Consider the following 22633-nt stretch of genomic DNA (forward strand, 5'->3'; position numbering starts at 1 on the left):
CGGGGGGTGACGGTGCGGCGGGCGCGCTCTCGAGTTCGGGAGCGCGCCCGCCGCAGGGCCGGGTGGCAGCCCGCGGAGGGTCAGAACTGCACGTCGGCGCAGGAGTAGAAGGCGTTGCCGGTGTCGGCGATGGTCCACACGCCGACGATGAGCTGCTTGCCGGTGTGCCCGGTCGGGATCGTGCCCTGGTGCACCACGGTGGCGGGCGGCTGGGCGCCGTTGTAGGGCACGGTCAGGAACGGGGTGGTGTCGATCTCGGAGCGGGTCAGCGGCTTCGTGGGGTCGTAGCTGCTGTTGGTCAGGTAGTACGAGAAGTCGGTCGTGGAGTGCTGGGCGGTGAGCTTCCAGGTGAAGGTGTAGCTCTGGCCGCCGGTGACCTGGGTGGCGGGCCAGCCGCCGCCGCGCGGGTCGTCGAGCTGGGCGAAGCGGGAGTTGCCGCCGCTGCAGATGCTGCCGTCGGCGGGGCCGGCGGCGGGGAATCCCTTGGGGCCCTCGACGCTCTGCGGTTCGTACTGGATGTCGCCGCAGTTGGTGACGGTGCCGGCGGCGCACAGGGCGGCGCGGCTGGGCGGGGTGCTGATGTAGCCGTGGCTGCTGGCGCTGCCGGTGCTCAGCGCGAAGGCGGACGCGACGCCGACGCCGACGACCGCGGTGGCGATCTTCTTGCGCATGGAGGACTCCTGAGGTGGGGGGGCGGTCCAGGTCAGGTCTAGACCAAGCCGCACGCTAATCATGTCAACTGAGCATGTCCACATCAAAAACCGGCCAACTCGCCGATCGATTCCCGCCCAAGACCCGACAAACCGCGGCCGCCCGCCCCGCGGGGCGGCCACGCCGCAGCCGAACACCGCGACCTGACGAATCGTCAGCCCGCGAGCCGGGTCGCGATGTCCGCGAGGTGGCGCCCCTGGTACTCGGCCGCGTCCAGGGTCGCCTTGTCCGGCCCCTGCCCGCCGCCGCTGGCCCAGCTGGTGCCGTACGGGTTGCCGCCGGCCGGGAAGAGCACCGGGTCGGTGTAGCCGGGCGGCACGATCACGCAGCCCCAGTGGTAGAAGACGTTGTTCAGGGACAGCAGCGTGGACTCCAGGCCGCCGTGCGGGTTCATCGCCGAAGTGAAGCTGGTGGCGGGCTTGTTGTGGAAGACGCCCGCCTGCCACTGTGCGCCGGTCAGGTCGATGAACTGCTTGAGCTGGGAGGTGACGTTGCCGAAGCGGGTCGGGGTGCCGAAGGCGTAGGCGGTGGCCCACTCCAGGTCTTCGAGGGTCGCCTCGGGCACCGTGTCCTTGGTGGCGTCCACGTGGGCGCGCCAGGCCGGGTTGGCGTCGATGGCCGCGTCGGGGGCGAGTTCGGGGACCCGGCGCAGGCGCACCTCCGCGTCCCGGCGCTCGGCGCCCTTGGCCACGGCCTGGGCGAGTTGGTGGACGTTCCCGGTGGCGCTGTAGTAGATGACGGCAACTCGGACGGACACGCGCACATCTCCCGCTCGCTCGACAGTCTCTTCGGTGGTGCGTCAAACGGCCGGCAGGCGGCGCGCATCGCCGCACCCGCGCGGCCCCACGCCCCAACTCTCCGCGCCCACCCCGCCCCCGGCCGCGACCGTCGGCCCGCGCCGCCCGTGGTTCACCCGGACGGACGCGGCGCGGACGCGGCACCCGGCACCCGGCACACATCCCGCTCCCGCACCCGCCCAGCGCACGAACACCCCGCACCCCAGGAGGCAGTGACACACCGCCGCATCACTCCCGCAACATTCGGCCCCCATGCTGGTCGTGATCAACAAGCGCCCTCCCGCGTACGCGGAGGTTCCGGACACCGGTCGGATCGGCGCTTCAGTCGGCGTGGGGCGGGGTAGACCCCTGACGCATCGACTGTCGTGCACCTGACATACGGGACATGGGTTCACCGGTCCTGGGGCGCTGCCGCACAAGTGGGGAGGGCGATGACACGCATGCGCGTGATCCGACGTACCAGAGGTGCCGCGGTCGCGGTGGCGCTGGCGATGGCCGCGGTGGCGTGCACCGGTGGGGGCGGGGGCGGGGGCGGCGGAGGCACGATCTCCGACGGGCAGCACGCGACCGCGAGCAAGCGCCCGGTGAAGAAGGGCGGCACCATCACCGTCGCCGCCGTGGCGGCCACGCCCGACTTCATCTTCCCGCTGGCCCCGGCGACCAACTCCAACGGGTACAACGCCAACCTCACCGAGGCCCTGTGGCCGTACCTGGTGTACGCCGGCGACGGGGCAGCGTCGCAGGTGAACAAGGACAAGAGCCTGTTCTCCGCGCTGGAGTACTCGAACGGCGACAAGCGGGTGACGATCCGCCTCAAGGACTGGAAGTGGTCGGACGGCAAGCCGATCACCAGCCGGGACTTCACGTTCGTGTACAACCTGCTCAAGGCCGACGCGAAGAACTGGCAGGCCCACCAGCCCGGGCTCTTCCCCGACGACGTCTCCAAGGTGACCACCCCCGACGCCCACACCGTGGTACTCGACCTCACCCGGTCCTACAACCCGGACTTCTACACCGACGACGTGCTCAGCACCATCCCGCTGCTGCCCCAGCACGCGTGGGACAAGACCTCCGCCACCGGGGCGGTCGGCGACCACGACACGACCACCGCGGGCGCCCAGGCCGTCTACTCCTACCTGCAGAAGGAAGGGGCGAAGATCGGCACCTTCGCCACCAACCCGCTGTGGCAGGTGGTCGACGGTCCCTGGAAGCTCAAGGAGTTCCGCAGCAACGGTTACTACAGCTACGTCCCCAACCCGGCCTACTCCGGCACCTCCAAGCCCTCGGTCGACAAGCTCGTCATGCAGCCCTTCACCACCGACACCCCGGAGCTGAACGCGCTGCGCTCCGGCGGCTCCCTCGACGTGGCCGGGCTGCCGCTCAATGACGTCAAGCAGGCCCAGGCGCTGCGCTCCAGCGGCTACTCGATCGCCAGCGTGCCCATCCCCGGTGTCGCGGGCATCCTGCCCAACCTCTACAACGCCAAAGTCGGCACGGTGCTGCGGCAGTTGTACGTCCGCCAGGCGCTCCAGTACCTGATCAACGGCCCGCAGATCGTCTCGAAGGTCTACAACGGCTACGCCGACCCGGGCAGCGGGCCGGTCCCGGTGAAGGCCACCAGCACCTGGGCGACGCCGCTGGAGAAGTCCGGCGGACCGTACCCGTACTCCCCCGCCAAGGCCAAGGCCCTGCTCAAGGCGCACGGTTGGAAGGTGGTGCCCGGCGGCACCAGCACCTGCCAGAACCCCGGCACCGGCGCCGGCCAGTGCGGCGCGGGCATCAAGGCCGGCCAGCCGCTCACCTTCCAGCTGCTCTACTCCTCCGGCCGCGCCACCACCGACGAGCAGAACGCCGCCGTCAAGTCCTCCGAGGCGCAGGCGGGCATCACCCTGAACCTCAAGGCCGAGCCGTTCAACACGCTGATCGGCACCATCGGCACCTGCACCGCTGCCTCCCACCCGTCCTCGACGTGCGGCTGGCAGCTGGCCGACTTCGGCTACGAGCCCTACTCGCTCTACCCCAACGGCACCGGCTTCTTCGACACCGGCGGCTCCGGCAACTACGGCGGCTACTCCGACCCCACCATGGACAAGCTGATCAAGGCCACGGAGTACGGCTCGTCGAAGGCGGCGTTCTCCACCTACGAGGACTACACCGCCCGCCAACTCCCCTGGCTGTGGGTGCCGTTGCGCAGCAGCCTGCTGGTGTACCGGAGCAAGCTCCAGGGTGTCGTGCCGCTCAACCCGTTCTCCGGGACGATCGACTACGAGGACTGGGCCTACACCTCATGACGGGCACACGGTGACGGCCTACCTGGTGCGCCGGACCGGGCAGGCGGTCGTGGTGGTGATCGGCGTGATGGTGGTGACCTTCGCGCTGATCCACCTCGAGCCGGGCAGCGCGGCCCGCGCCAGCCTCGGCATGCGGGCCAACTCCGAGCGGATCGCGGTCTTCAACGCCGCCAACGGCCTCGACAAGCCGCTGGCCGTGCAGTTCCTGACCTTCGTCAAGCAGGCGGCGCAGGGCAACTTCGGCACGTCCTACTCGATGCACCAGCCGGTGTCCACGCTGATCGCGCAGCGGCTGCCGCGCGACGCGGTGCTGCTCGGGCTGTCCACGGTGCTGGCGCTGGCGGTCGCGCTGCCGATGGGCATCTACCAGGCCCTGCGGCGCGACCGGGCGGTGGACCACGCGCTGACGGTGGTGTCGTTCGTGCTGTACTCGATGCCGGACTTCTTCTTCGCGCTGCTGCTGGTCGCGCTCTTCTCGGTGCAGCTGCACCTGCTGCCCTCCCAGGCGCCGCAGGCGGAGTCGGTCGGCGGCATCCTGTCCGACCCGCGCGGGCTGGTGCTGCCGGTGGTGACGCTCTGCCTGGTCACGGTGGCGGGTTTCAGCCGCTACATGCGCTCCTCGGCGATCAGCACCCTCGCGCAGGACTACGTCCTGGTGGCCCGCGCGAAGGGGCTGCCCGAGGGGCTGGTGCTGCGCCGGCACGTGCTGCGCAACTCGCTGCTGCCGATCATCACCCTGCTCGGGCTGGCGGCCCCGGCCATCGTCACCGGTGCGGTGATCGCCGAGTCGGTCTTCAACTACCCGGGGATGGGGCTGATGTTCTACCAGGCGGCCACCGGCAAGGACTATCCGGTGCTGCTCGCCTCGACGCTCGTGGTCGGCGTCGCCACCGTCGTCGCCAGCCTGCTCGCCGACATCGCCTACAGCCTCCTCGACCCGCGGATACGCTATGACCACCCATGACACCGGGCCCGCCGGCATCGGGCCCGCCCCGGCGCCCGCGCCGGAAGCCGGCGCCCTCGCCGTCCGGCGCGGCTCCGGCCGCCTGTCGGCCGCCGCCTTCCTGCGCGACCCGCGCGCCCTGATCGGGCTCGGCGTGGTGGCGGTGGTCGCCGCCTTCTGCTTCCTCGGGCCGCTGCTCTACCGGACCGACCAGGTCACCGTCCACCTCGACCTCGCCGAACTGCCGCCCGGCGGCGGGCACCCGCTCGGCACCGACGCCTCCGGCTACGACGTCCTGGGACGCCTCATGGCCGGCGGCCGCTCCTCGCTCGAACTCGGCTTCGCGGTCGCGCTGGCCACCACCTTCATCGGCACCCTGTACGGCGCGTTCGCCGGGTACTTCGGGGGGTTCGTGGACGCGGTGATGATGCGGGCGGTCGACACCTTCCTCGCCCTGCCCGGGCTGGTGCTGCTGCTCATCGTGGTCAGCATGTTCACCCCGTCGCTGGGGCTGATCATCGTGGTGCTGTCGCTGCTGTCCTGGCTGGGCTCGGCGCGGCTGGTGCGCGGCGAGGTACTGACGCTGCGCACCCGGGAGTTCGTGCAGGCGGCGCGGATGATGGGCGGCACCGGGCGGCGGATCGTCGTGCGCCACCTGGTGCCGAACGCGGCCGGGGTGATCATCGTCAGCGCCACCTTCACCGTCGCCGACTCGATCCTCACCCTGTCCACGCTGAGCTTCCTCGGCCTCGGCCTGCCGCCGCCGCACGCCGACTGGGGCACCATGCTCACCGGCGGCCTCGACTACCTCTACGACGGCTACTGGTGGCTGGTGTACCCGCCCGCGGTGGTCCTGATCATCACCGTGGTCGCCTTCAACCTGATCGGCGACGCGGTCCACGACGCGCTGGACGTCCGGCAGCACCGCTCCTGACCGCACCGCACCGCTCCCCCGCCGCCGCCGGCGACGAATCGAGGAACACCATGGCCGCCCTGCTCCAGGTCCGGAACCTGACCACCCGCATCCGCACCAGCCGCGGTGTCGTACGGGCGGTGGAGGACGTCTCCTTCGACCTCGCGGAAGGCGAGACGCTGGGCCTGGTCGGCGAGTCCGGCAGCGGCAAGTCCATGACCGGGCTGTCGCTGATGGGGCTGCTGCCGCCCGGCGGCCGCATCGAGGACGGCTCCTCGGTGCGGCTTTCGGGCCGCGAACTGGTCGGGCTGCCGGCCCGGGAGCTGCGCGCGGTGCGCGGCAACGAGATCGCGATGGTCTTCCAGGACCCGATGACCTCGCTCGACCCCACCAAGACCATCGGCCACCAGGTCGCCGAGCCGGTCCTGCTGCACCGCGGCGGCACCCGCGCCGAGGCCGCCGACCGCGCCGCGGAGGTCCTCGGCCTGGTCGGGCTACCGCACCCGCGCGAACGGCTCGGCGACTACCCGCACCAGCTGTCGGGCGGGCTGCGCCAGCGCGTGCTGATCGCGATGGCCCTGGCCAACGAGCCGCGCGTGCTCATCGCCGACGAGCCCACCACCGCGCTCGACGTCACCATCCAGGCGCAGATCCTCACCCTGCTCGCCGACCTGCGGGCCCGGCTGGGCATGGCGATGATCCTCATCACCCATGACATGGGGGTCACCGCCGGGCACGCCGACCGGGTCAACGTGATGTACGCCGGGCGGATCGCCGAGAGCACCGGCACGGACCGGCTCTTCCACGGCATGCGCCACCCCTACACCCAGAGCCTGCTGGCCTCGGTGCCGCGGCTGGACCAGGACCCGGCCCGGCAGCTGCCGACCATCCCGGGCCTGCCGCCGGACCTGACCGGCCCGTCGACCGGCTGCGCGTTCGCCGACCGCTGCGCGCATGCCACCGACCGCTGCCGCACCGAGCAGCCCGCGCTCACCGGGCCGCCCGAGCACCGCTTCGCCTGCTGGCACCCGGTGGACGGGCCGCGGCCGCAAGGCGACCTGCCCGCCGTACCGCGCCCGGCGGCCCGTCCGAAGAGCGCGGCCGCCGAACCGAAGAGCGCTGCGGCCGGACCGAAAAGCCTGCCCGAGGCCGTGGACGCCCCGGACTCCCCCGCCCGGCCGCTGCTCGAAGCACGCGGCCTGGTACGTCAGTTCGCGGTGCGCGGGGCGCACCTGCCCGGGCGCGGCCGGCGGGTCGTGCACGCGGTCTCCGATGTCTCCTTCACCCTCGGCCACGGCGAGACCTTCGGCCTGGTCGGCGAGTCCGGCTGCGGCAAGACCACGCTCGGCCGCCTGCTGGTCGGCCTGGACCGGCCCGACGCCGGCACCGTCACCCTGGAGGGCATCGACCTCGGGGCGTTGCGCGGCCGGGAGCTGCGGCGCCGCCGGCAGGACCTCCAGATGGTCTTCCAGGACCCCTTCTCCTCGCTCGACCCGAGGATGCGGGTCGGCAGCATCCTGCGTGAGCCGCTGCGCATCCAGGGCATCGGCACCGCACGCGAGCAGCGTGCGCGGGTCGCGGAACTCCTCGCCGAGGTCGGGCTGCCCGCCCGCGGGCTCGACCTGTTCCCGCACGAGTTCTCCGGCGGCCAGCGCCAACGCGTCGGCCTGGCCCGGGCGCTGGCGCTCAGCCCCCGGCTGGTCGTCGCCGACGAGCCGGTCTCCGCGCTCGACGTGTCCGTCCGCGCGCAGGTGCTCAACCTGATGAAGCGGCTCCAGGCGTCGCACGGTCTGTCGTACGTGGTGATCTCGCACGACCTCGCGGTGGTGCGCTACCTCGCCGACCGGATCGGGGTGATGTACCTCGGCCGGCTGGTCGAGGTCGGCAGCGCCGACGACATCCACCTGCGCGCCGCCCACCCCTACACCGCGGGCCTGCTGAGCGCCGTGCCGGTGCCGGACCCGGCCACGGAGCGGGCCAAGCACGGCACCGGCGTCAGCGGCGAGCTGCCGAGCCCCGCCGCGCCGCCGTCCGGCTGCCGCTTCCGCACCCGCTGCCCGCTGGCCACCGACCGCTGCGCCGAGCAGGAGCCCGCCCCGCGCTCCTTCGGCCCCGGCCACACCGCGGCCTGCCACCATCCGCTGCGCGAGCCCGTGCCCGCCGAGCCGCTGCCCGCCTCGGCCTGAGCTCCGGCCGGACTCCCCCGGCTCGTCACGGCTCCAGGCCGGCCGCCCGCCCGGACGGGGGCTGCTCGCGGTCCAGCCGCAGTGCCGCCTCGACCAGCTCGACCGTGTCCAGGGCGGGCAGCCGCGCCATCGGCACCCACGCGGCGCGGTCGGTGGAGCCGTCGGCCTCGTCGCGCAGCTCACCGCCGACCACATGGACCCGGTAGACGATCCGCAGCCCCTGGAAGGCGTCCACCACACCGGAGTCCAGGACCCGGCTGCCGCGGAAGGAGTCGATGCCCAGCAGCCGGTCGACGGCGACCTGGTAGCCCGTCTCCTCCTCGACCTCGCGCACGACCGCGTCGTAGGGGTCCTCGCCGGGTTCGAGCCCGCCGCCCGGCATCGTCCACGCCGCCGGCTTGTCCTCGTACGGCCGCAGGTGCGACAGCAGGAGCAGGCCGTCGCGCACGCACACCCCGTACGCCGCCACCCGCAGCCGGTGCCGTACCTCCACCGGCGGCGCGCCGCCCGCCGGTTCCCGGCCGCCGCCGTCCGCCGCCGTTCCGGCCTCCGCTGGTCCTGTCGCCGTCATCGCCCGTCCTCCGCCCGCGAGTTGTGCCGCCACCGCGTCAAAGGGGTGATCGTCGCACAGTGCCGGGCGGCGGCGCCCGCGGGTTTTCACGGGTCGGGCACCGGGGACGCGCCCGAGGGCGCCGCGGCCGGCTCCTCGCAGGCGCCGGCCTCGCAGTGCACGACCAGCGCGGCGATGTCGTCGTCGAGGGCGCCGCCGCTGAACCGCACGAGCTGCCGGTGCAGCAGTTCCAGCAGGCGGGGCGCGGGTACCGCGGTCTGCCGCGCGACCCACTCCTGCAACGGGAAGAAGCCGCCGGCCACGTCGCGGGTCTCGGTGACGCCGTCGGTGTAGAACAGCAGCCGGTCGCCGGGGCCGAGCCGCAGGGTGTCCACGGTGTACTCGCCGCCGATCAGCGCGGCCATGTTCAGCGGCGGGGACGGCGCCGACGGGTCCAGCACCCGGCTGCCGGGCCGCGTCGCCGCGCCGGCTCCCGTGCCGGTTGCGCCGTCGGGGCCGCCGCTGAGCAGGATCGGCGGCGGGTGCCCGCAGTTGACCAGCGAGACCTCCCGCCGGCAGGGCCGCACCTCGGCGAGCACCGCCGTGGCGAAGCCCTCGCCGGCGTCCGGCGCGGTGACGGTGTCGCTGTAGCGCCGGATGCTCGTGTCCAGGCGGCGGGCGAGCCGGCCGAGGTCCGGCACGTCGTACGCGGCCTCGCGGAAGCCGTTGGTGATGGCGCTGGCCACCCCGACCGCCGACAGGCCCTTGCCGCGCACGTCGCCGAGCAGCACCCGCACGCCGTACGGGGTGTCGACCGCCTCGAAGAAGTCGCCGCCGATCCGCGCCTCCTCCGCGGCTGCCAGGTACAGCGTCTCGATCCCGACCCCGCCGAGCCGGTGCGGCACCGGCCGCAGCACCACCGCCTGCGCCGCGTCGGCCACCGACCGCACCTGCGACAGGGTGCGCTCGCGCTGCAACCGCACATGCGCGGCGTACGCGGCGGCGGCGGTGACGGCGGCCAGCGCGAACGCGGTGAAGGCCGTCGCGGGTTCGGCGAAGGCGATCTGGATGGCGAACATCGCGGCCAGCGTCAGGACGCCGAGCAGCAGCGTGGCGGACACCGACCACATGGACGCCGCCAGCGCGGGCGCCGCGGGCAGCAGCCGGCTGACCGCGAAGTCCTGGGGCGTGAGCACCGCGAGCACGCCGATGAGGAGCGTCAGCAGCGCCGGAGACCACCACGCCAGCCGGCTCTGCCGGGTGCCGGACGCCCGGGGGCGCCCCCGTCGGTGAGGGATCGTCACATACAGGAGCGTATCGTCACGTTCGTCCCTTCTTACGGTAATACGGCCCCGGTCGGCGGGGCTGGGTGCGGGCCGGCGGGGCCGCGGCTGGGATGCTGTCGGACGGACCGCCGCCCGGCGGGCGCGAGCGGAAGGCGGTGGGGCCCGTGCGGGCCGTGGTGTTCGAGGAGTTCGGGCGGCCCGGCGCCGTCCGCGAGGTCGCCGACCCCGAACCGCCGCCCGGCGGCGCGCTGGTGCGGGTCGCCGCGACGGGGCTGTGCCGCAGCGACTGGCACGCCTGGCAGGGCCACGACGACTCGGTGACGCTGCCGCACGTGCCGGGCCACGAGTTCGCGGGCGAGGTCGTCGCGGTCGGCGCCGGGGTGCACGGGCTGCGGCCGGGCGCGCGCGTGACGGCGCCGTTCGTCCACGCCTGCGGCCGCTGCCCGGCGTGCGCGCGCGGCGACCAGCAGGTGTGCGCGCGGCAGGAGCAGCCCGGCTTCACCTACTGGGGTTCGTACGCGGAGCTGGTGGTGGTGCGCCGCGCCGACGTCAACCTGGTGGAGTTGCCCGCGCGGTTGCCGTACACCACGGCCGCGGCGCTGGGGTGCCGGTTCGCGACGGCGTACCGGGCGGTGGTCGCGCAGGGGCGCCTGCGGCCGGGCGAGTGGCTGGCCGTGCACGGCTGCGGCGGGCTCGGCCTGTCGGCGGTGATGGTCGCGGTGGCCGGCGGGGCGCGGGTGGTGGCGGTCGACCCGTCGCCGCAGGCGCTGCGGCTGGCCGGGGAGTTCGGCGCGGCGGTGTGCCTGGCGCCGGAGCCGTCGGCGGCGGCCACCGCGGAGGCGGTGCGCGAGGCGACCGGCGGCGGCGCGCACCTGTCGCTGGACGCGCTGGGCTCCGCGGCCACCTGCGCGGCGTCCGTCGCCGGGCTGCGGGCGCGCGGGCGCCATGTGCAGGTGGGGCTGCTGGCCGGCGGCAGCGTCGAGGTGCCGATGGGCCGGGTGCTCGCCCTGGAACTGGAGTTGCTCGGCAGCCACGGGATGGCCGCGCACGCCTACCCGGAGATGCTGCGCCAGGTGTCGGCGGGCACCTTGCGCCCTGACCTGCTGGTCCGCTCGGTGATCGGGCTCGACCAGGCGCCTGCCGCGCTGGCCGCGATGAGCGAGGGGTCGCCGTCGGGCATCACCGTCATCACCCCCGGACCGTGATCGCCCCAGGACCGTGATCGCCCCCGGCCGCACCGGCTGACCCGGCCGCTCCCGGTACCGTACGATCCCCCGCATGGGTGACGTGATCAGGGGCGTGCGGCTGCTCGCCGACGGTCAGCGGTGGGTGCTGCGGCACCGGCGCGACTGGCGGTTCGGCATGCTCCCGGCGCTGATCGCGCTGGTCGGCTACGTCGTCGCGCTGGTGGTGCTCGCCCTGTGGGCCGGGGACCTGGTCGACTGGGCGACGCCCTTCGCCGACCATTGGGCCTCGCCCTGGCCCGGCCTGTTCCGGGGCCTGCTCACCGCGCTGCTGTTCGGCGCCGGGCTGCTGCTGTCGGTGATCTCCTTCACCGCGGTGACGCTACTGGTCGGCGACCCCTTCTACGAGGCGCTCTCGGCCCGGGTGGAGCGCGGCGAGGGCGACTGCCCGCAGGCTCCGGAGCGGCCGCTGTGGCGGGAGGTGTGGACCGCCGTCCGCGACAGCGCCCGGGTGCTGCTGTGGGCGGCCGTCTTCGGGGTCCTGCTGTTCGCGGCCGGTTTCGTCCCGGTCGCCGGGCAGACCGTCGTGCCCGTGGCCGGCTTCTGCGTCTCGGGCTTCTTCCTCGCCCTGGAGCTGACCACGGTCGCCTTCGAGCGGCGCGCGGTGGACCTGACCACCCGCACCCGCCTGCTGCGCCACCGCCTGCCGCTGGTGCTGGGCTTCGGCGTCCCCCTGGCGGCGGCCTTCCTGGTGCCCTTCGTGGCGGTGGTCCTCATGCCGGGCGCGGTGGCGGGCGCCACGCTGCTGGTCCGCGAACTCCTTCCGCCGCCACCGCCCCCCGCCCAGCCCGACGCCCCCACCGCCGCCGCGTCGCCGCAGGAACCCGGCACCCCGGGCGCCGCCCCCTCCTAAGGCTCGCGCCCGGCGCTGTCAGCAGCCGCAGGCCGCCGTTCCGGCCGGGGCGGTGAGCGGGTCGGCCGGGCGCAGTTCGGTGCCGTCGGCGGTGCGCACCGGGAACCCCTCGCGGGTCCAGTACTCGATACCGCCGATCATCTCCCTGACCTCGTAGCCGAGCCGCGCCAGCGCCAGCGCCGCGCGGGTGGCGCCGTTGCAGCCCGGGCCCCAGCAGTAGGTGACGACCGGGACGGCCGGGTCGAGGAGGTCCGCGGCGCGCGCGGGGATCTCGGCGGTGGGCAGGTGCACCGCACCGGGCACGTGGCCCTGCGCCCAACCCGCGGCGGCGCGCGAGTCGACCAGGACGAACCCGGGCGCTCCCCCGGACAGCGAGGCCCGCCCGGACAGCGACGCCCGTACGTCGGACACGTCGGTCTGGAACGCGAGGCGGTCGGCGAAGAAGGCGGCGGCCTTCTCAGGTGTGTATGTCATGCCCGAAAGGCTACGAAGCGCGCGCCGGCGCCGGAACCGACGATCCACGGTCCTCGGTGCCATGTGCCGGGGAAAGCGTGGTACTACTCGGCCATGACCGCTGATCCCCCGCTCCTGGACCGGACCGACCTGCGCATCCTGGAGGCCCTGCAGCACGACGGCCGCGCCAGCTACGCGGAGTTGGCGCGCACGGTCGCCATGTCCGCCAGTGCCGTCACCGAGCGGGTGCGGCGCCTGGAGGAGAGCGGGGTGATCCGCGGGTACTCCGCCGTGGTCGACCCGGAGCGCCTCGGGCTCGGCATCCTGGCCTTCGTCCGCCTGCGCTACCCGACCGGCAACTACAAGCCCTTCCACGACGTCCTGGCGACCACCCCCGAGATCACCGAGGCCCACCACGTCACGGGCGAGGACTGCTTCGTCCTCAAGGTCCTCGCCCGCTCGATGCGCCATCTGGAGACGACCACCGGCCGCATAGCCGCCCTCGGCCCGGTCACCACCACCGTCGTCTATTCCAGCCCCCTCCCCGACCGCCCCGTCACCTCGGCCCTCGCCTGAGCTGCCGGAGCCCCGCGGATCAGCCCTCGCCGTCCAGCACCTGCCGCTGCGCCGCCGTCAACTCCCCGGCGTCGGCCCGCCGCAGCACCGACACGTGCCGCCCCGCCTTGCACCACCCGATCCGCCGCGGGCCCAGCCGGACCGTCGTCAAGGACACCCCTGCGATCCAAGTGCCGCGGAACACATGGCCCTTGGCGCACATCACCACGGTGTCGCCCATCTCTCCCCCTTCGGAAACGCGTCACACACCTGTCCCCTACCCCTTTGCGGCCGCCTTCGCCCCTCCGGTCCGGCGCCGGCTGTCAGCCGCGACCCGGCGCGGCCAGGTGGGCCAGGACCGCCCGGGCGGCCGTGGTGACGGCGTGCCGGGCCTCGTCGGTCGCCTCGCCGGTGTCGAACCCGTGCTCCGCCGAGGGCGCGTCGACCACCTGGACGCCCACCCCCGCCTCGCGCGCCGCCAGGAGGAACTCCTCGACGGTCGCGGCGAACTCGGGCCGTTCGCGGCCCACCCGGGTCAGCACCACCGGCAGGCCGCCCGCGCCGCGCACCGCCCGCGCGGGCCGGAAGCGCGGCTCCACCCCCCACCCCGGCAGCGGCGCCAGCACCGGATACGTCAGTGCGACGCACCGCAGCCAGTCCGCCGGCTCGGCCAGCCAGTCCGCCGCGAGCAGCCCGCCGACCGACAGGAACCACAGCGCGACCCGCCCGCCGTCCACCCGCGGATGCGAGCGCGCGCGGGCGACCGCGTCACGTACGTCCTGCGCCGCCGTCCGGAAACCGGCCAGGTCGTGCAGCCGGTGGTCCACCACGACGCCGACCGCGCCGAGTCGCGCCACCAGCCGGGCGTGGCCGGCCAGCCCCGGCCAGTCGCGCGGGGTGGGACGCGCGCCCGCCGGCACGGGCCCGCCGTGCACGAACACCACGGCGGGGCAGGGCCCGTCGCCGTCGGGCAGATGGAAGTCCACCCGGCCGGTCCGCTCGCGCGGCCGCGCCGGCACATCGACCACGAACGGCCGCAGGTACCCCGGCCGCCGCTCAGCCGACGGCCCGCGGGCGGCGGTCCCCTCGCCCGCCGCGGCGCGCAGCAGCACCTCGGCCGTCGCGCCCGGGGTGGACAGCATCGGCCAGTGCCCGGTCGCCATCTCCAGGTATGTCAGGTGCGGGGCGCCGAGATAGCCCAGGCTCGGGTCGCCCAGCGCGAGCGCCTGCTCGACCATCGCCAGACTCGCCCCGTTCGCCGTGCACAGCACCCCCGTGGTGGGCACGGTGCCGGCCGCGCCCGCCGCACCGGTCAGCCGCAGCGGCTGCGCCAGCGCCGCCCACGGCTGCGGCACCGCCCGCCCCGCCAGCCGCTCGGCCCCGGCCTCGCCGAGCCCGTGGAGGCTGCCGTACTCCCGCCACCCCTCCCGCGACGGCGGCGCCACGTCCCCGTGCGTGCGCACGCCCTCCGCTTCGTCGGCGCACCTGCGCAGCAGTTCCGTACGCAGGGCGTGCGGCGGTACGAGCGCGGCCGGCGGGTCCCCGTCCCGCGGCATCGGCGTGTCGACCAGCACCACGCGCGCCACCCGGTCCGGCCGCCGGTCCGCCGCGCCGACCACCGGGTGAACGCCGTAGCAGTGGCCGACCAGCACCACCCGGCGGGCGTCCGCGCGCTCCACCGCGCGCAGCACGTCCGCGATGTGCGCCTCCAGGCCGGCACCCTCCGGCCCGGCCTCCCCGCCCATGCCGCTCAGCGTCAGCGCGACGGCTTCGGCTCCCGCGGCCCGCAGCCGCTCCGCCACGTCCTGCCAGATCCATCCGCCGGTGTGCAGCCCCGGCACCAGGACGAACGCCGTGTTCCCGGCCATCGCCCGCCTCCTCACCTGTCCTGTGCGCGCGGCCGCGCGCCGGCCGGGGCGGCGGCCTGCCGCCCGGTCCGCCGGTACCCTAGGAACTCCCCCTGAGGGAGGTTCAAGCCATGCCACCGGGCGAGTTGTGGACCATCGGCGAGTTGGCCGGTCGCGCCGGCGTCACCGTCAAGACCGTGCGGTTCTACTCCGACCGGGGCCTACTGCCCGCCGCGCACCGCAGCGCCGGCGGCCACCGCCGCTACGGACCCGGCGCGCTGGACCGGCTGCACACGATCCGCTCGCTGCGGGCGTTCGGGCTGGGCGTCGCGGAGATCGCGCGCGTGCTGCGCGAGGACGGCGGCGGGCCGGACGCGCTGCCGGTCGGCGGTGCGCTGGAGGCGGCGGTCGCGGGCCGTCTGCGCGAGGTCGGCTCGCGGCTGGCCGCGCTGCGCTGGCAGCAGACGGCGCTGCGGCTGCTGCACGACTGCGACCCCGCCGAGCGGGCCGAGCGGCTGCGGCTGCTGGGCGCGGTGTGCGCGACGCAGGCGCCGCCCGGCACGGCCGCGATGGCCCGCTTCTGGCGGCGCTGGCTGCCGCCGCGGATGCCGGCGCCGGTGGCCGCGCGCGTCGTCGACATCGCCGTCCCGCAGCCCCCGGACGACCCGACGCCCGAGCAGGCGCTCGCCTTCGCCCGGCTGCACGCCTTCGTCTCGGCCGAGTGCACCGGCGGCGGCAGCGGTCAGCCGGCCGCGCACCGGGCCGGGTCCGGGCACCGGCCCGCGGTGCTCTACCAGGGCCTGGAGGAGGCGTACGACCTGGCGGCGCCGCACCTGCGGGCCGGGCGCGCACCGCACGCGGGCGAGGCGCTGGACTGCTTCGTCGCCGCCTACGCCGCCTCCCTGCGGGTCGCGGACACCGGGGCCTTCCGCCGCGGGCTGCACGGCGTCCTCGCCGCCGACCCCCGCATCGACCGCTACTGGGACCTGGTGGCCCTCGTCACCGGTCCGGACCGGCCCACGCCGGGGGCGGCCCACGCCTGGCTCACCGCCGCACTCGCCTGACCCGCCGCCGCCGGCCCTACACGACGCGTTGGAGGGCGACCATGGCGATGTCGTCGGCCAGGCCGGCGGCGGAGTGGCGCAGGAGGTCGGCGCGGATGTCGGTGAGGAGGGCGCCGGGGGCGTCGCGGGTCCAGCGGGTGAGGCGGTCGGCCAGCGGGTAGAAGGCGCCAGCCGCGTCGCGGGTCTCGATGACGCCGTCGGTGTAGAGCAGCAGGATGTCGCCGACGGTCAGGTCGTGGCGGTCGACGTGCTGGTCGGAGCGGGTGAGGTCGCCCAGGCCGAGCGGCAGGTCGGGGACGGCGGGGAAGAGCTGGTGGACGGTGTCGCCGCGGATGAGCAGCGGCGGCGGGTGGCCGCGGTTCGCGATCCGCACGGCGGTGCCGTCGGCGTCGATGTCCACGACGACGGCGGTGACGAACCGCTCCAGGAAGTCGTCGCCGACCGCGTCGCCGGGTTCGCAGGGGTCGCCGCCGCGCTCCAGGTCCACCAGTTCCGCGTGCAGCGCGCGGTCGAGGTAGCCCGGCAGCGCCCCGAGCGGGACCCTGGACCGTACCGCCCGGCGGAAGGCGCTCATCAGCAGGCCCGCGACCTCGACCGCGGCCAGGCCCTTGCCCTGCACGTCGCCGACGAGGACGCGGGGGCCGCCGCGGTCGTTCGTGCCCGCCGCGTACAGGTCGCCGCCGATCGCCGCCTCCTCGTCGGCCGCGAGGTACATCGAGGAGATCGTGACCGGGCCGAGCCGGTCCGGCAGCGGGCGCAGCAGCGCCTGCTGGGTGACCTCCGCGACCTTCCTGGCCTGGGCGAGCTGCCGTTCCCGGCGGCGCCGGACGCGGGCGGCCAGCACCGAGCCGGCGCCGACCAGGACCGCGGTGGTCATGATGACGGGGAAGTTCGCGGCGGTGAGGCTGGACCCGTTGTCGTCCGCCGCCCAGCCGACGGCGCCGAGCGTCAGGAGCGCGATCACCAGGACCTCGACCGGCCCGAGGAACACCGCCGAGAGCGCCGGTACGGCCACGAACACGCCGCTGATCCGGATCTCCTGGCCGCCCAGGATGTCGACGGCGAGCAGGGCCGCGAGCGTGGCGAGCGCGACGGCGAAGAGGATCGGTGGCGGCCTCAGCGCCCGCCGACCGACCGGCTGCCCGTCGGCGCCGCTCGACTCCATGCCTCCAACCTACTGCCGGGCGCGCCGTACTTCCCGTCCAGGCACGGCCCCGCCGTCAGCGGGCGGTGAGCACCAGCAGCGCCTGGTCGTCGTCGGTGGGCACCCCCGCGGTGTGCCGGGCGACGGCGCTGGTCACGGTGGAGACCATGTCGGGCGCGGTGACCGGCTGGACGCGCGCCAGCGCCCGGGTGATGCCGGCTTCGCCGAACTCCCGCCCGCCGCGGTCGCGGGACTCGGTGATGCCGTCGGTGGCCAGCATCAGCGACTCGCCGGCGCGCAGCCGCAGCGCGGCCGGCTCGGGCACGGCGTCGGGGAACGCCCCGAGCAGCATCCCCTCGCTGCGGACCGGCTCGGGCGGGCGGCCGGGCCGGTGGTGCACCGGCATCAGGTGCCCGGCCCGGACCAGGTCGATGTCGAGCCGGTCCGGGCGGGGCAGCAGATGCCCGTAGACGAGGGTGACGAAGTCGCCGCCGCTGTCGGGGGCGCGTTCCAGCAGCGCGGTGTTGATCGCGCCGGCCACGGCGACGGGGTCGCCGAGCAGCGGGGCGACGGCGCGGGCGGTGTGCCGGACGAGCGCGGTGATGGTGGCGGCGGGGGCGCCGCGCCCGCACACGTCGCCGATCATGAACGCCCACCGGTCACCGGGCAGCGCGAACACGTCGTAGAAGTCGCCGCCGATGTCCAGGCCCTCGCCGGCGGGCCGGTAGTACGCGGCCAGTTCGCCGCCGGGCAGTTCGGGCATGTCGGCCAGCAGCAGTCCGGCCTGGAGGTCGTGGGCGAGCCGGGCCCGGTCGCGGTACTGGCGGGCGTGGCGTGCCACGGTGGAGGCGCGGTGGGCCAGTTCCTCGGCCAGGGCGACCCGGCGCCAGTCGAGCGGGTCGTCGCCGGTGGTGAGCAGGGTGAGCGTGCCGTAGCCGCGGCCGCGCTCGCGCAGCGGGATGCGGACGTGGCCGGTGACGTCGAGGGCCGCCCAGGGGCCGGGCAGGTCGGGCGCGCCGCGGGCGATGCGGGTGCTGCCGGGCGGTTCGGCGGCGGGTACGGCCCCGTCGGCGTGGACGTCGAGCAGGTGCTGCGCGCGCGGCTCGGCGGCCAGTGCGGCGATCCGGCGCATCCGCCCGTCGGCGACCGCGTCGACCACGCAGACCGGCGCGAGGTCGGGCACGCACAGCTCGGCGAGGTGCCGGAGGGTCTGCTCGTAGTCCAGGTCGCGGCCGAGCGCGGTGCCGGCCTGGAGCAGGAACGCCAGGTCCTCCCGGGCGGCCTTCTCCTTGGCCTCGGCGATGGCGCGGGCCTCCTCGGCGCGGTGCCGTTCCACGGCGAGCGCGGCGATCCGGGCGAACGCGGAGCTCAGCGCGAGGTCGGAGGGCTGCGGGGCGCGCGGGGTGCGGTGGTACATCGCGAAGGTGCCGAGCAGGCGGCCGGTGGAGGAGATGATCGGGGTGGACCAGCAGGCGGCGAGCCCGGCGCGGTGGGCGAGGTCGCGGTAGTCGACCCAGGAGGGGTCGGTGGCGATGTCGGTGGCGACGACGGGCCGGCGCCGGTGCGCGGCCGTGCCGCACGAGCCCATGCCCTCGCCGGTGGGCAGGCCGTCGATGGCCTCGTTGTAGAAGTCGGGCAGGCCGGGCGCGGCACCGTGCCGCAGGTGCAGGCCGTCGGTGTCGGCGAGCAGCACGGAGGCGATCACCCCGGGTGACAGCTCCTCGATCGTGCGGGTCATGCCGGCCAGGACCTCGTGCACGGGGGCGTCGCGGGCGATCTGCTCCAGCAGGGCGCGCTGTTCGGCGGCGAGCGCCTGGGCGTGCCGGACGGGCGTGATGTCCACGCCGAGCAGCCGTACGCCGCACACCTGCCGGCTGCCGTGGCGGTGGCGGGGTTCCACGGTGAGGTCGAAGTACGCCTCGTGGCTGTGGCCGCCCGCGTCGAGGCGGACCAGGATGTCCTGGCCGGAGTAGCGGCGGCCGGTGCGGTAGACGTCGTCCAGGAGCGCGGTCAGGCCCTGCTCGGCGAGTTCGGGCACGCTGTGGGCGAGCGGGCGGCCGAGGGCGGCGGCGTCGGTGCCCAGGATGTCGTGGAAGGCGGGGTTGGCGCTGCGCAGGAGGTGCGCGGGGCCGTCGAACTGCGCGAAGACGGCGGTGGAGCGGCCGAACGGGTGGTCCGGTTCGGCGGTGCGGTCGTCGGCCGCTGCGGCGGCGCGGGCGCCGGGGGCTTTCATCGGCGTCGGCTCCCCTCGCTGAGGCGCACGCGCGGGAGGGCCGCGCGCTGGTTCTTACTGTCGCATGAATGTCGTATTGCCGTAAATGTCTGGTTCATGGCGGCCGGGTGCGGCGCGGCGCGGCTGCGCGCGGGAAACCGGCGACCCCGCGCGGAAAACGGGCGGCGCCGGGCGGACCGGCGCTGTTACCGTCGGGGCATGAAGGTCACGCCGCTCACCACCACCGCGACCGCGCGAGCGACCAGCTCGCCGGTTGCCGCCGCCTGACCTCACCCCTCTCCCCCGGCGACCGGAAAACGGTCCGCCGGTGCGCGCGGCGCGCGCTCCTTTCCCGCTTCGGCACTCCTGCCCAGGGCCTCCGGCGGCCGTTCGACCGGCCGCCCGAGCCCGAAAGGCGCACCGCCATGGACAGCGAGCAGACCGTCCGCACCTTCCTCGACTTCTTCCGCGACCGCGGCCACCACATCCTGCCCGGCGCCGGCCTGGTGCGGCCGCCCGGCGACCCGGTGCTCTTCACCACCTCCGGCATGCACCCGCTCACCGACTACCTCACGGGCCGCCCGCACCCGGCCGGCCGCCGGCTGGCCGACGTGCAGCGTTGCCTGCGCACCACCGACCTCGACGAGGTCGGCGACCCCACCCACCTCACTGCCTTCCAGATGCTCGGCTCCTGGTCGCTGGGCGACTACGACAGCACCCGCAGCGTCACCTGGGCCTACGAACTGCTGGTCGACGGCTACGGCATCCCACCCGCCCGCCTGCACGCCACCGCCTTCGGCGGTGACACCGGCCGCCCCGGCGACGCCCTCGGGCCCGACACCGCCACCGAGCGCGCCTGGGGCGGGCTGGGGGTGCCGGTGGAGCGCCTGGGCCCGGACAACTGGTGGACCAACGGCCCCACCGGGCCCTGCGGCCCCGACTCGGAGATCTTCGTGTGGACCGGTGGCGGCGACCCGGCCGGCACCCCCGGCACCGACCCGCGCTGGGTGGAGGTGTGGAACCACGTCTCCATGTGCTGGCAGCGCGGCGCCGACGGCTCCCTCCACCGGCTGCCGCGCGGCAGCGTGGACACCGGCATGGGCCTGGAGCGGCTGGTGACCATCCTCCAGGGCAAGCCGTCGGTCTACGACTCGGACGTCTTCGACGCCTGGCGCGAGGTGCTGCCCGGGCTGTGGGAGGGCGACCCGGCCACCCACCGCGTCACCGCCGACCACCTGCGCTCGGCCGCCGTCCTGGTCGCCGACGGGGTACGGCCGGCCGCCACCGGGCACGGCTACGTCCTGCGGCGGCTGGTCCGCCGGGTGCTGGCCCTGCTGTGGCGCGAGGACCCGGACCGTACGCTCGCCGACCTCCCGCCGGAGCCGGTCGAGGTCTCGCTGCGCCACTTCGGGCTGCGCTCGGACCGGGTGCGCGAGGTGCTCCTCGACGAGGAGCGGCGGTTCGCCGCGCAGCTGATGCGGGGTCGGCGGGTGCTGTCGCAGGGCCGCTTCACCGGCCGGCTCGGCGAGGACGACTACGCCTACCTGCACGACACGCACGGCCTGCCGCGGGACCTGGTCGACGCCCTGCGCGCCGAGCGCTGAGCGCTGAGCGGGCGGGGCCGGAGCCCGGGGCCGCCGGGTCGCGGCAGCACGGCGCCCCCGCCGCGGAGTTCTCCGCTGCGGGGGCGCCGTATGCCTGGAGGTCAGGCGGAGGTCGGTGCCACAGGGTGCGTCGGTGTCACGCGGCGGCCGGGACGGTGCCCGACTCGGTGATGACAACCTTCGCGCTGGGGGCGCCGCTGCCCGAGCCCTTGCTCTCGATCTTCTTGACCAGGTCCTGGCCCTCGACGACCTCGCCGAACACGACGTGCTTGCCGTCCAGCCACGAGGTCACCACGGTGGTCACGAAGAACTGCGACCCGTTGGTGTTCGGGCCGGCGTTCGCCATGGAGAGCAGGAACGGGCGGTCGTGGCGGAGCTGGAAGCTCTCGTCCTCGAACTTGTTGCCGTAGATGCTCTTGCCACCGCGGCCGTCACCGCTGGTGAAGTCACCGCCCTGGAGCATGAAGTCGGGGATGACGCGGTGGAAGGCGGAGCCCGCGTAGCCGAAGCCGTGCTCGCCGGTGGCCAGCTCACGGAAGTTGCGGGCGGTCTTCGGCACCACGTCGTCGAACAGGCGGAAGACGATGCGCCCGGCGGGCGCGCCGTCGATGGAGATGTCGAAGTAGACGTTGTCCTTGTTGTCCATGGGCTCCATCCTGACATCCCTGACCGGCGCCCGAGCACAGGGGGCGGTCGAACGCCGGGGCGTTTCCGTCACCTTCCGGACGATCCCGGCCGGTCCCCCGCCGGCGGTGCGCCTCACGCCAGCGCGGTCGACTCCCGCGGCACGAGGTGGCAGTCGATGCGGTGGATTCCCGGCGGCACGTCCTCCTCGATGGAGGCCAGCAGCAGTTGGGCCGCGGTCCGGCCGACCTCCGTGAGGCTCATGTCCACCGACGACAGCTGCGGGCGGCTCGCCTCGACCATGACGTCCCAGTTGTCGAAGCCCACCACCCCGACGTCCTGCGGGACGCGCACCTCGTTCTCCCGCAGGACGTCGAGCACGCCGCGGGCGATCTGGTCGCTGCCGCACGCGATGCCGTCGAACTCCTCACCCGCGCGCAGCAGCTGGATCGCGGCCTGCCGGCCCCAGCCCTCGGTCCAGTGCCCGAGCAGCGGTTCGTGCACCAGCCGCCCGCCCGCGCCGGCCAGCACCTCCTGGGTACCGGCCAGCCGGACCTTCGTGGCGACGTCCCGGCCCGGACCCGAGATGAACGCGATCCGCCGGCGGCCGGTGGCGACGAGGTGCCGGGCCGCGCTCCGCGCGCCCTCCGCGTCGTCGGGGACGACCGAGACGTCCTTGCCGCGGGTCGACCACTCCAACGCGTAGACCACCGGGACCAACAGGTCCGCGCCGATCGGCTCGCGCGGCGAGGCGCCGCTGCCGACGACCAGGATGCCGTCCACCCGGCGGCGCAGCAGCGACTCGGCGAAGAACTGCTCCCGGATCGGGTCCCCGCGCCCGTCGCACAGCAGCAGGGCGACCTCCCGCTCGGCCAGCGCCTCGATCACGCCCAGCAGCACCGGCACCGCCAGCCGCCCGAAGGTGTCGCCGGCGATCACCCCGACCATGTCGGTCCTGCCGGTGTACAGGCTCGTCGCCAACTGGCTGCTCTGGTACTTCAGCGCCTCGGCGGCCTGGAGCACCCGCTGACGGGTCTCATGGCGCACGGCCCCCTTGCCGGAGAGGGCCTTGGAGACGGTGCTGATCGACACGCCGGCCCGCTCGGCGACGTCCCTGACCGTCGCCTTGCGCGGCCGCGCGCTCTCCTTGTTTTCCTCGCTCACGGACACACGGTACCTGACGGAGGAAAAGTTTTCCGCGCTCCCCGCGCCCGCCGACCGACGCCATCCGGTGACACGATCTGGCACGAATACGGCTGATTTCAGGGGTGCTTGACGGCGTAGCGGCTGGTCACAGCAGCCGTCGGTGGACCTTCTCCTTCGAGTCTGCTTGCTGCCGACCAAGTCATTGCCAGC

At 74.7% G+C, this 22633-nt stretch carries 20 protein-coding genes; 9 read left to right on the forward strand and 11 right to left on the reverse strand.

Annotated features, from left to right (window positions below; translation table 11 throughout):
• Positions 1-80 precede the first annotated feature (80 nt).
• Both WA788_RS29655 and wrbA read right to left on the reverse strand, forming a co-directional pair.
• Positions 81-671, reverse strand: a complete 591-nt coding sequence (locus tag WA788_RS29655; RefSeq protein ID WP_335982480.1) for a lytic polysaccharide monooxygenase auxiliary activity family 9 protein — start codon at positions 669-671, stop codon at positions 81-83.
• Between the two features lie 194 nt (positions 672-865).
• Positions 866-1468 (reverse strand): NAD(P)H:quinone oxidoreductase, encoded by a 603-nt coding sequence (gene wrbA, locus WA788_RS29660; RefSeq protein WP_335982482.1) that lies wholly within the window; start codon positions 1466-1468, stop codon positions 866-868.
• Between the two features lie 471 nt (positions 1469-1939).
• On the opposite strand from wrbA, the gene WA788_RS29665 reads away from it, so the two are divergent.
• From WA788_RS29665 to WA788_RS29680, 4 genes are read left to right on the forward strand one after another with little or no spacing between them, the layout of a single operon-like run.
• Positions 1940-3799, forward strand: a complete 1860-nt coding sequence (locus WA788_RS29665) for a peptide ABC transporter substrate-binding protein (RefSeq protein ID WP_335982484.1) — start codon at positions 1940-1942, stop codon at positions 3797-3799.
• Positions 3800-3809: 10 nt separating this feature from the next.
• Positions 3810-4763, forward strand: coding sequence for an ABC transporter permease (locus WA788_RS29670; RefSeq protein WP_335982486.1), 954 nt, complete (start codon positions 3810-3812; stop codon positions 4761-4763).
• A complete protein-coding gene (locus tag WA788_RS29675; RefSeq protein ID WP_335982488.1) occupies positions 4750-5676 on the forward strand; it encodes an ABC transporter permease in 927 nt (308 codons plus the stop codon). Before WA788_RS29670 ends, WA788_RS29675 begins: the two co-directional genes overlap by 14 nt.
• 50 nt (positions 5677-5726) lie before the next feature.
• Positions 5727-7841, forward strand: a complete 2115-nt coding sequence (locus WA788_RS29680) for a dipeptide ABC transporter ATP-binding protein (protein WP_335982490.1) — start codon at positions 5727-5729, stop codon at positions 7839-7841.
• A 25-nt stretch (positions 7842-7866) separates the two neighbouring features.
• On the opposite strand, the gene WA788_RS29685 is transcribed toward WA788_RS29680, so the two are convergent.
• Both WA788_RS29685 and WA788_RS29690 read right to left on the reverse strand, forming a co-directional pair.
• Positions 7867-8412, reverse strand: coding sequence for an NUDIX hydrolase (locus WA788_RS29685; RefSeq protein ID WP_335982492.1), 546 nt, complete (start codon positions 8410-8412; stop codon positions 7867-7869).
• Between the two features lie 86 nt (positions 8413-8498).
• Positions 8499-9695 carry a PP2C family protein-serine/threonine phosphatase gene (locus WA788_RS29690; protein ID WP_335982494.1) on the reverse strand — a complete coding sequence of 399 codons (1197 nt, stop codon included), beginning with the start codon at positions 9693-9695 and terminating at the stop codon, positions 8499-8501.
• Positions 9696-9841: 146 nt separating this feature from the next.
• Here WA788_RS29690 and WA788_RS29695 point away from each other — a divergent pair, with 146 nt between their 5' ends.
• Both WA788_RS29695 and WA788_RS29700 read left to right on the forward strand, forming a co-directional pair.
• A complete protein-coding gene (locus WA788_RS29695; RefSeq protein ID WP_335982496.1) occupies positions 9842-10882 on the forward strand; it encodes a zinc-dependent alcohol dehydrogenase family protein in 1041 nt (346 codons plus the stop codon).
• Positions 10883-10955: 73 nt separating this feature from the next.
• The gene (locus WA788_RS29700; protein WP_335982497.1) at positions 10956-11774 is read left to right on the forward strand and encodes an EI24 domain-containing protein; all 819 of its coding nucleotides are present in this window, start codon (positions 10956-10958) and stop codon (positions 11772-11774) included.
• A gap of 18 nt (positions 11775-11792) precedes the next feature.
• Here WA788_RS29700 and WA788_RS29705 read toward each other — a convergent pair whose 3' ends face one another.
• Positions 11793-12248 carry a rhodanese-like domain-containing protein gene (locus tag WA788_RS29705; protein WP_335982498.1) on the reverse strand — a complete coding sequence of 152 codons (456 nt, stop codon included), beginning with the start codon at positions 12246-12248 and terminating at the stop codon, positions 11793-11795.
• Between the two features lie 93 nt (positions 12249-12341).
• Between WA788_RS29705 and WA788_RS29710 the strand changes: the two genes are divergently transcribed.
• Positions 12342-12803: an Lrp/AsnC family transcriptional regulator gene (locus tag WA788_RS29710; RefSeq protein WP_335982500.1), complete on the forward strand. Its 462-nt coding sequence runs from the start codon at positions 12342-12344 to the stop codon at positions 12801-12803.
• Between the two features lie 19 nt (positions 12804-12822).
• Here the strand turns inward: WA788_RS29710 and WA788_RS29715 are convergent, their stop codons facing one another.
• Together WA788_RS29715 and WA788_RS29720 are read right to left on the reverse strand one after the other, a co-directional pair.
• On the reverse strand, positions 12823-13023 hold the full coding sequence (locus WA788_RS29715) for a hypothetical protein (RefSeq protein WP_335982502.1): 201 nt from the start codon (positions 13021-13023) through the stop codon (positions 12823-12825).
• A gap of 82 nt (positions 13024-13105) precedes the next feature.
• Positions 13106-14650, reverse strand: coding sequence for an alpha/beta fold hydrolase (locus tag WA788_RS29720; RefSeq protein WP_335982504.1), 1545 nt, complete (start codon positions 14648-14650; stop codon positions 13106-13108).
• A gap of 110 nt (positions 14651-14760) precedes the next feature.
• Between WA788_RS29720 and WA788_RS29725 the strand changes: the two genes are divergently transcribed.
• A complete protein-coding gene (locus WA788_RS29725) occupies positions 14761-15693 on the forward strand; it encodes a MerR family transcriptional regulator (RefSeq protein ID WP_335982506.1) in 933 nt (310 codons plus the stop codon).
• 16 nt (positions 15694-15709) lie between these two features.
• Here the strand turns inward: WA788_RS29725 and WA788_RS29730 are convergent, their stop codons facing one another.
• Positions 15710-16858 (reverse strand): PP2C family protein-serine/threonine phosphatase, encoded by a 1149-nt coding sequence (locus tag WA788_RS29730; RefSeq protein WP_335982508.1) that lies wholly within the window; start codon positions 16856-16858, stop codon positions 15710-15712.
• A gap of 55 nt (positions 16859-16913) precedes the next feature.
• Positions 16914-19070: a GAF domain-containing SpoIIE family protein phosphatase gene (locus WA788_RS29735; RefSeq protein ID WP_335982510.1), complete on the reverse strand. Its 2157-nt coding sequence runs from the start codon at positions 19068-19070 to the stop codon at positions 16914-16916.
• Positions 19071-19474: 404 nt separating this feature from the next.
• Here WA788_RS29735 and WA788_RS29740 point away from each other — a divergent pair, with 404 nt between their 5' ends.
• Positions 19475-20653 (forward strand): alanine--tRNA ligase-related protein, encoded by a 1179-nt coding sequence (locus WA788_RS29740; protein ID WP_335982512.1) that lies wholly within the window; start codon positions 19475-19477, stop codon positions 20651-20653.
• 136 nt (positions 20654-20789) lie between these two features.
• On the opposite strand, the gene WA788_RS29745 is transcribed toward WA788_RS29740, so the two are convergent.
• Positions 20790-21299, reverse strand: coding sequence for a peptidylprolyl isomerase (locus WA788_RS29745; RefSeq protein WP_335982514.1), 510 nt, complete (start codon positions 21297-21299; stop codon positions 20790-20792).
• Positions 21300-21412: 113 nt separating this feature from the next.
• Complete coding sequence (locus WA788_RS29750; RefSeq protein WP_335982516.1) at positions 21413-22441, reverse strand: LacI family DNA-binding transcriptional regulator; 1029 nt, start codon at positions 22439-22441, stop codon at positions 21413-21415.
• Between the last annotated feature and the right edge of the window lie 192 nt (positions 22442-22633).

Origin of the sequence: Streptomyces sp. CA2R106 (genome assembly GCF_037034245.1) — a bacterium.
Taxonomy (GTDB): Bacteria; Actinomycetota; Actinomycetes; order Streptomycetales; family Streptomycetaceae; genus Actinacidiphila.

Bases quoted from the DNA above. Each gene is read 5' to 3' on its own strand.
- WA788_RS29700 (WP_335982497.1), top strand. From the start codon at position 10,956: ATGGGTGACGTGATCAGGGGCGTGCGGCTGCTCGCCGACGGTCAGCGG.
- WA788_RS29730 (WP_335982508.1), bottom strand. From the start codon at position 16,858: ATGGAGTCGAGCGGCGCCGACGGGCAGCCGGTCGGTCGGCGGGCGCTG.
- WA788_RS29745 (WP_335982514.1), bottom strand. From the start codon at position 21,299: ATGGACAACAAGGACAACGTCTACTTCGACATCTCCATCGACGGCGCG.
- WA788_RS29685 (WP_335982492.1), bottom strand. From the start codon at position 8,412: ATGACGGCGACAGGACCAGCGGAGGCCGGAACGGCGGCGGACGGCGGC.
- WA788_RS29665 (WP_335982484.1), top strand. From the start codon at position 1,940: ATGACACGCATGCGCGTGATCCGACGTACCAGAGGTGCCGCGGTCGCG.
- WA788_RS29715 (WP_335982502.1), bottom strand. From the start codon at position 13,023: ATGGGCGACACCGTGGTGATGTGCGCCAAGGGCCATGTGTTCCGCGGC.
- WA788_RS29720 (WP_335982504.1), bottom strand. From the start codon at position 14,650: ATGGCCGGGAACACGGCGTTCGTCCTGGTGCCGGGGCTGCACACCGGC.
- WA788_RS29680 (WP_335982490.1), top strand. From the start codon at position 5,727: ATGGCCGCCCTGCTCCAGGTCCGGAACCTGACCACCCGCATCCGCACC.
- WA788_RS29725 (WP_335982506.1), top strand. From the start codon at position 14,761: ATGCCACCGGGCGAGTTGTGGACCATCGGCGAGTTGGCCGGTCGCGCC.
- WA788_RS29710 (WP_335982500.1), top strand. From the start codon at position 12,342: ATGACCGCTGATCCCCCGCTCCTGGACCGGACCGACCTGCGCATCCTG.
- WA788_RS29705 (WP_335982498.1), bottom strand. From the start codon at position 12,248: ATGACATACACACCTGAGAAGGCCGCCGCCTTCTTCGCCGACCGCCTC.
- WA788_RS29735 (WP_335982510.1), bottom strand. From the start codon at position 19,070: ATGAAAGCCCCCGGCGCCCGCGCCGCCGCAGCGGCCGACGACCGCACC.
- WA788_RS29655 (WP_335982480.1), bottom strand. From the start codon at position 671: ATGCGCAAGAAGATCGCCACCGCGGTCGTCGGCGTCGGCGTCGCGTCC.
- WA788_RS29740 (WP_335982512.1), top strand. From the start codon at position 19,475: ATGGACAGCGAGCAGACCGTCCGCACCTTCCTCGACTTCTTCCGCGAC.
- WA788_RS29675 (WP_335982488.1), top strand. From the start codon at position 4,750: ATGACCACCCATGACACCGGGCCCGCCGGCATCGGGCCCGCCCCGGCG.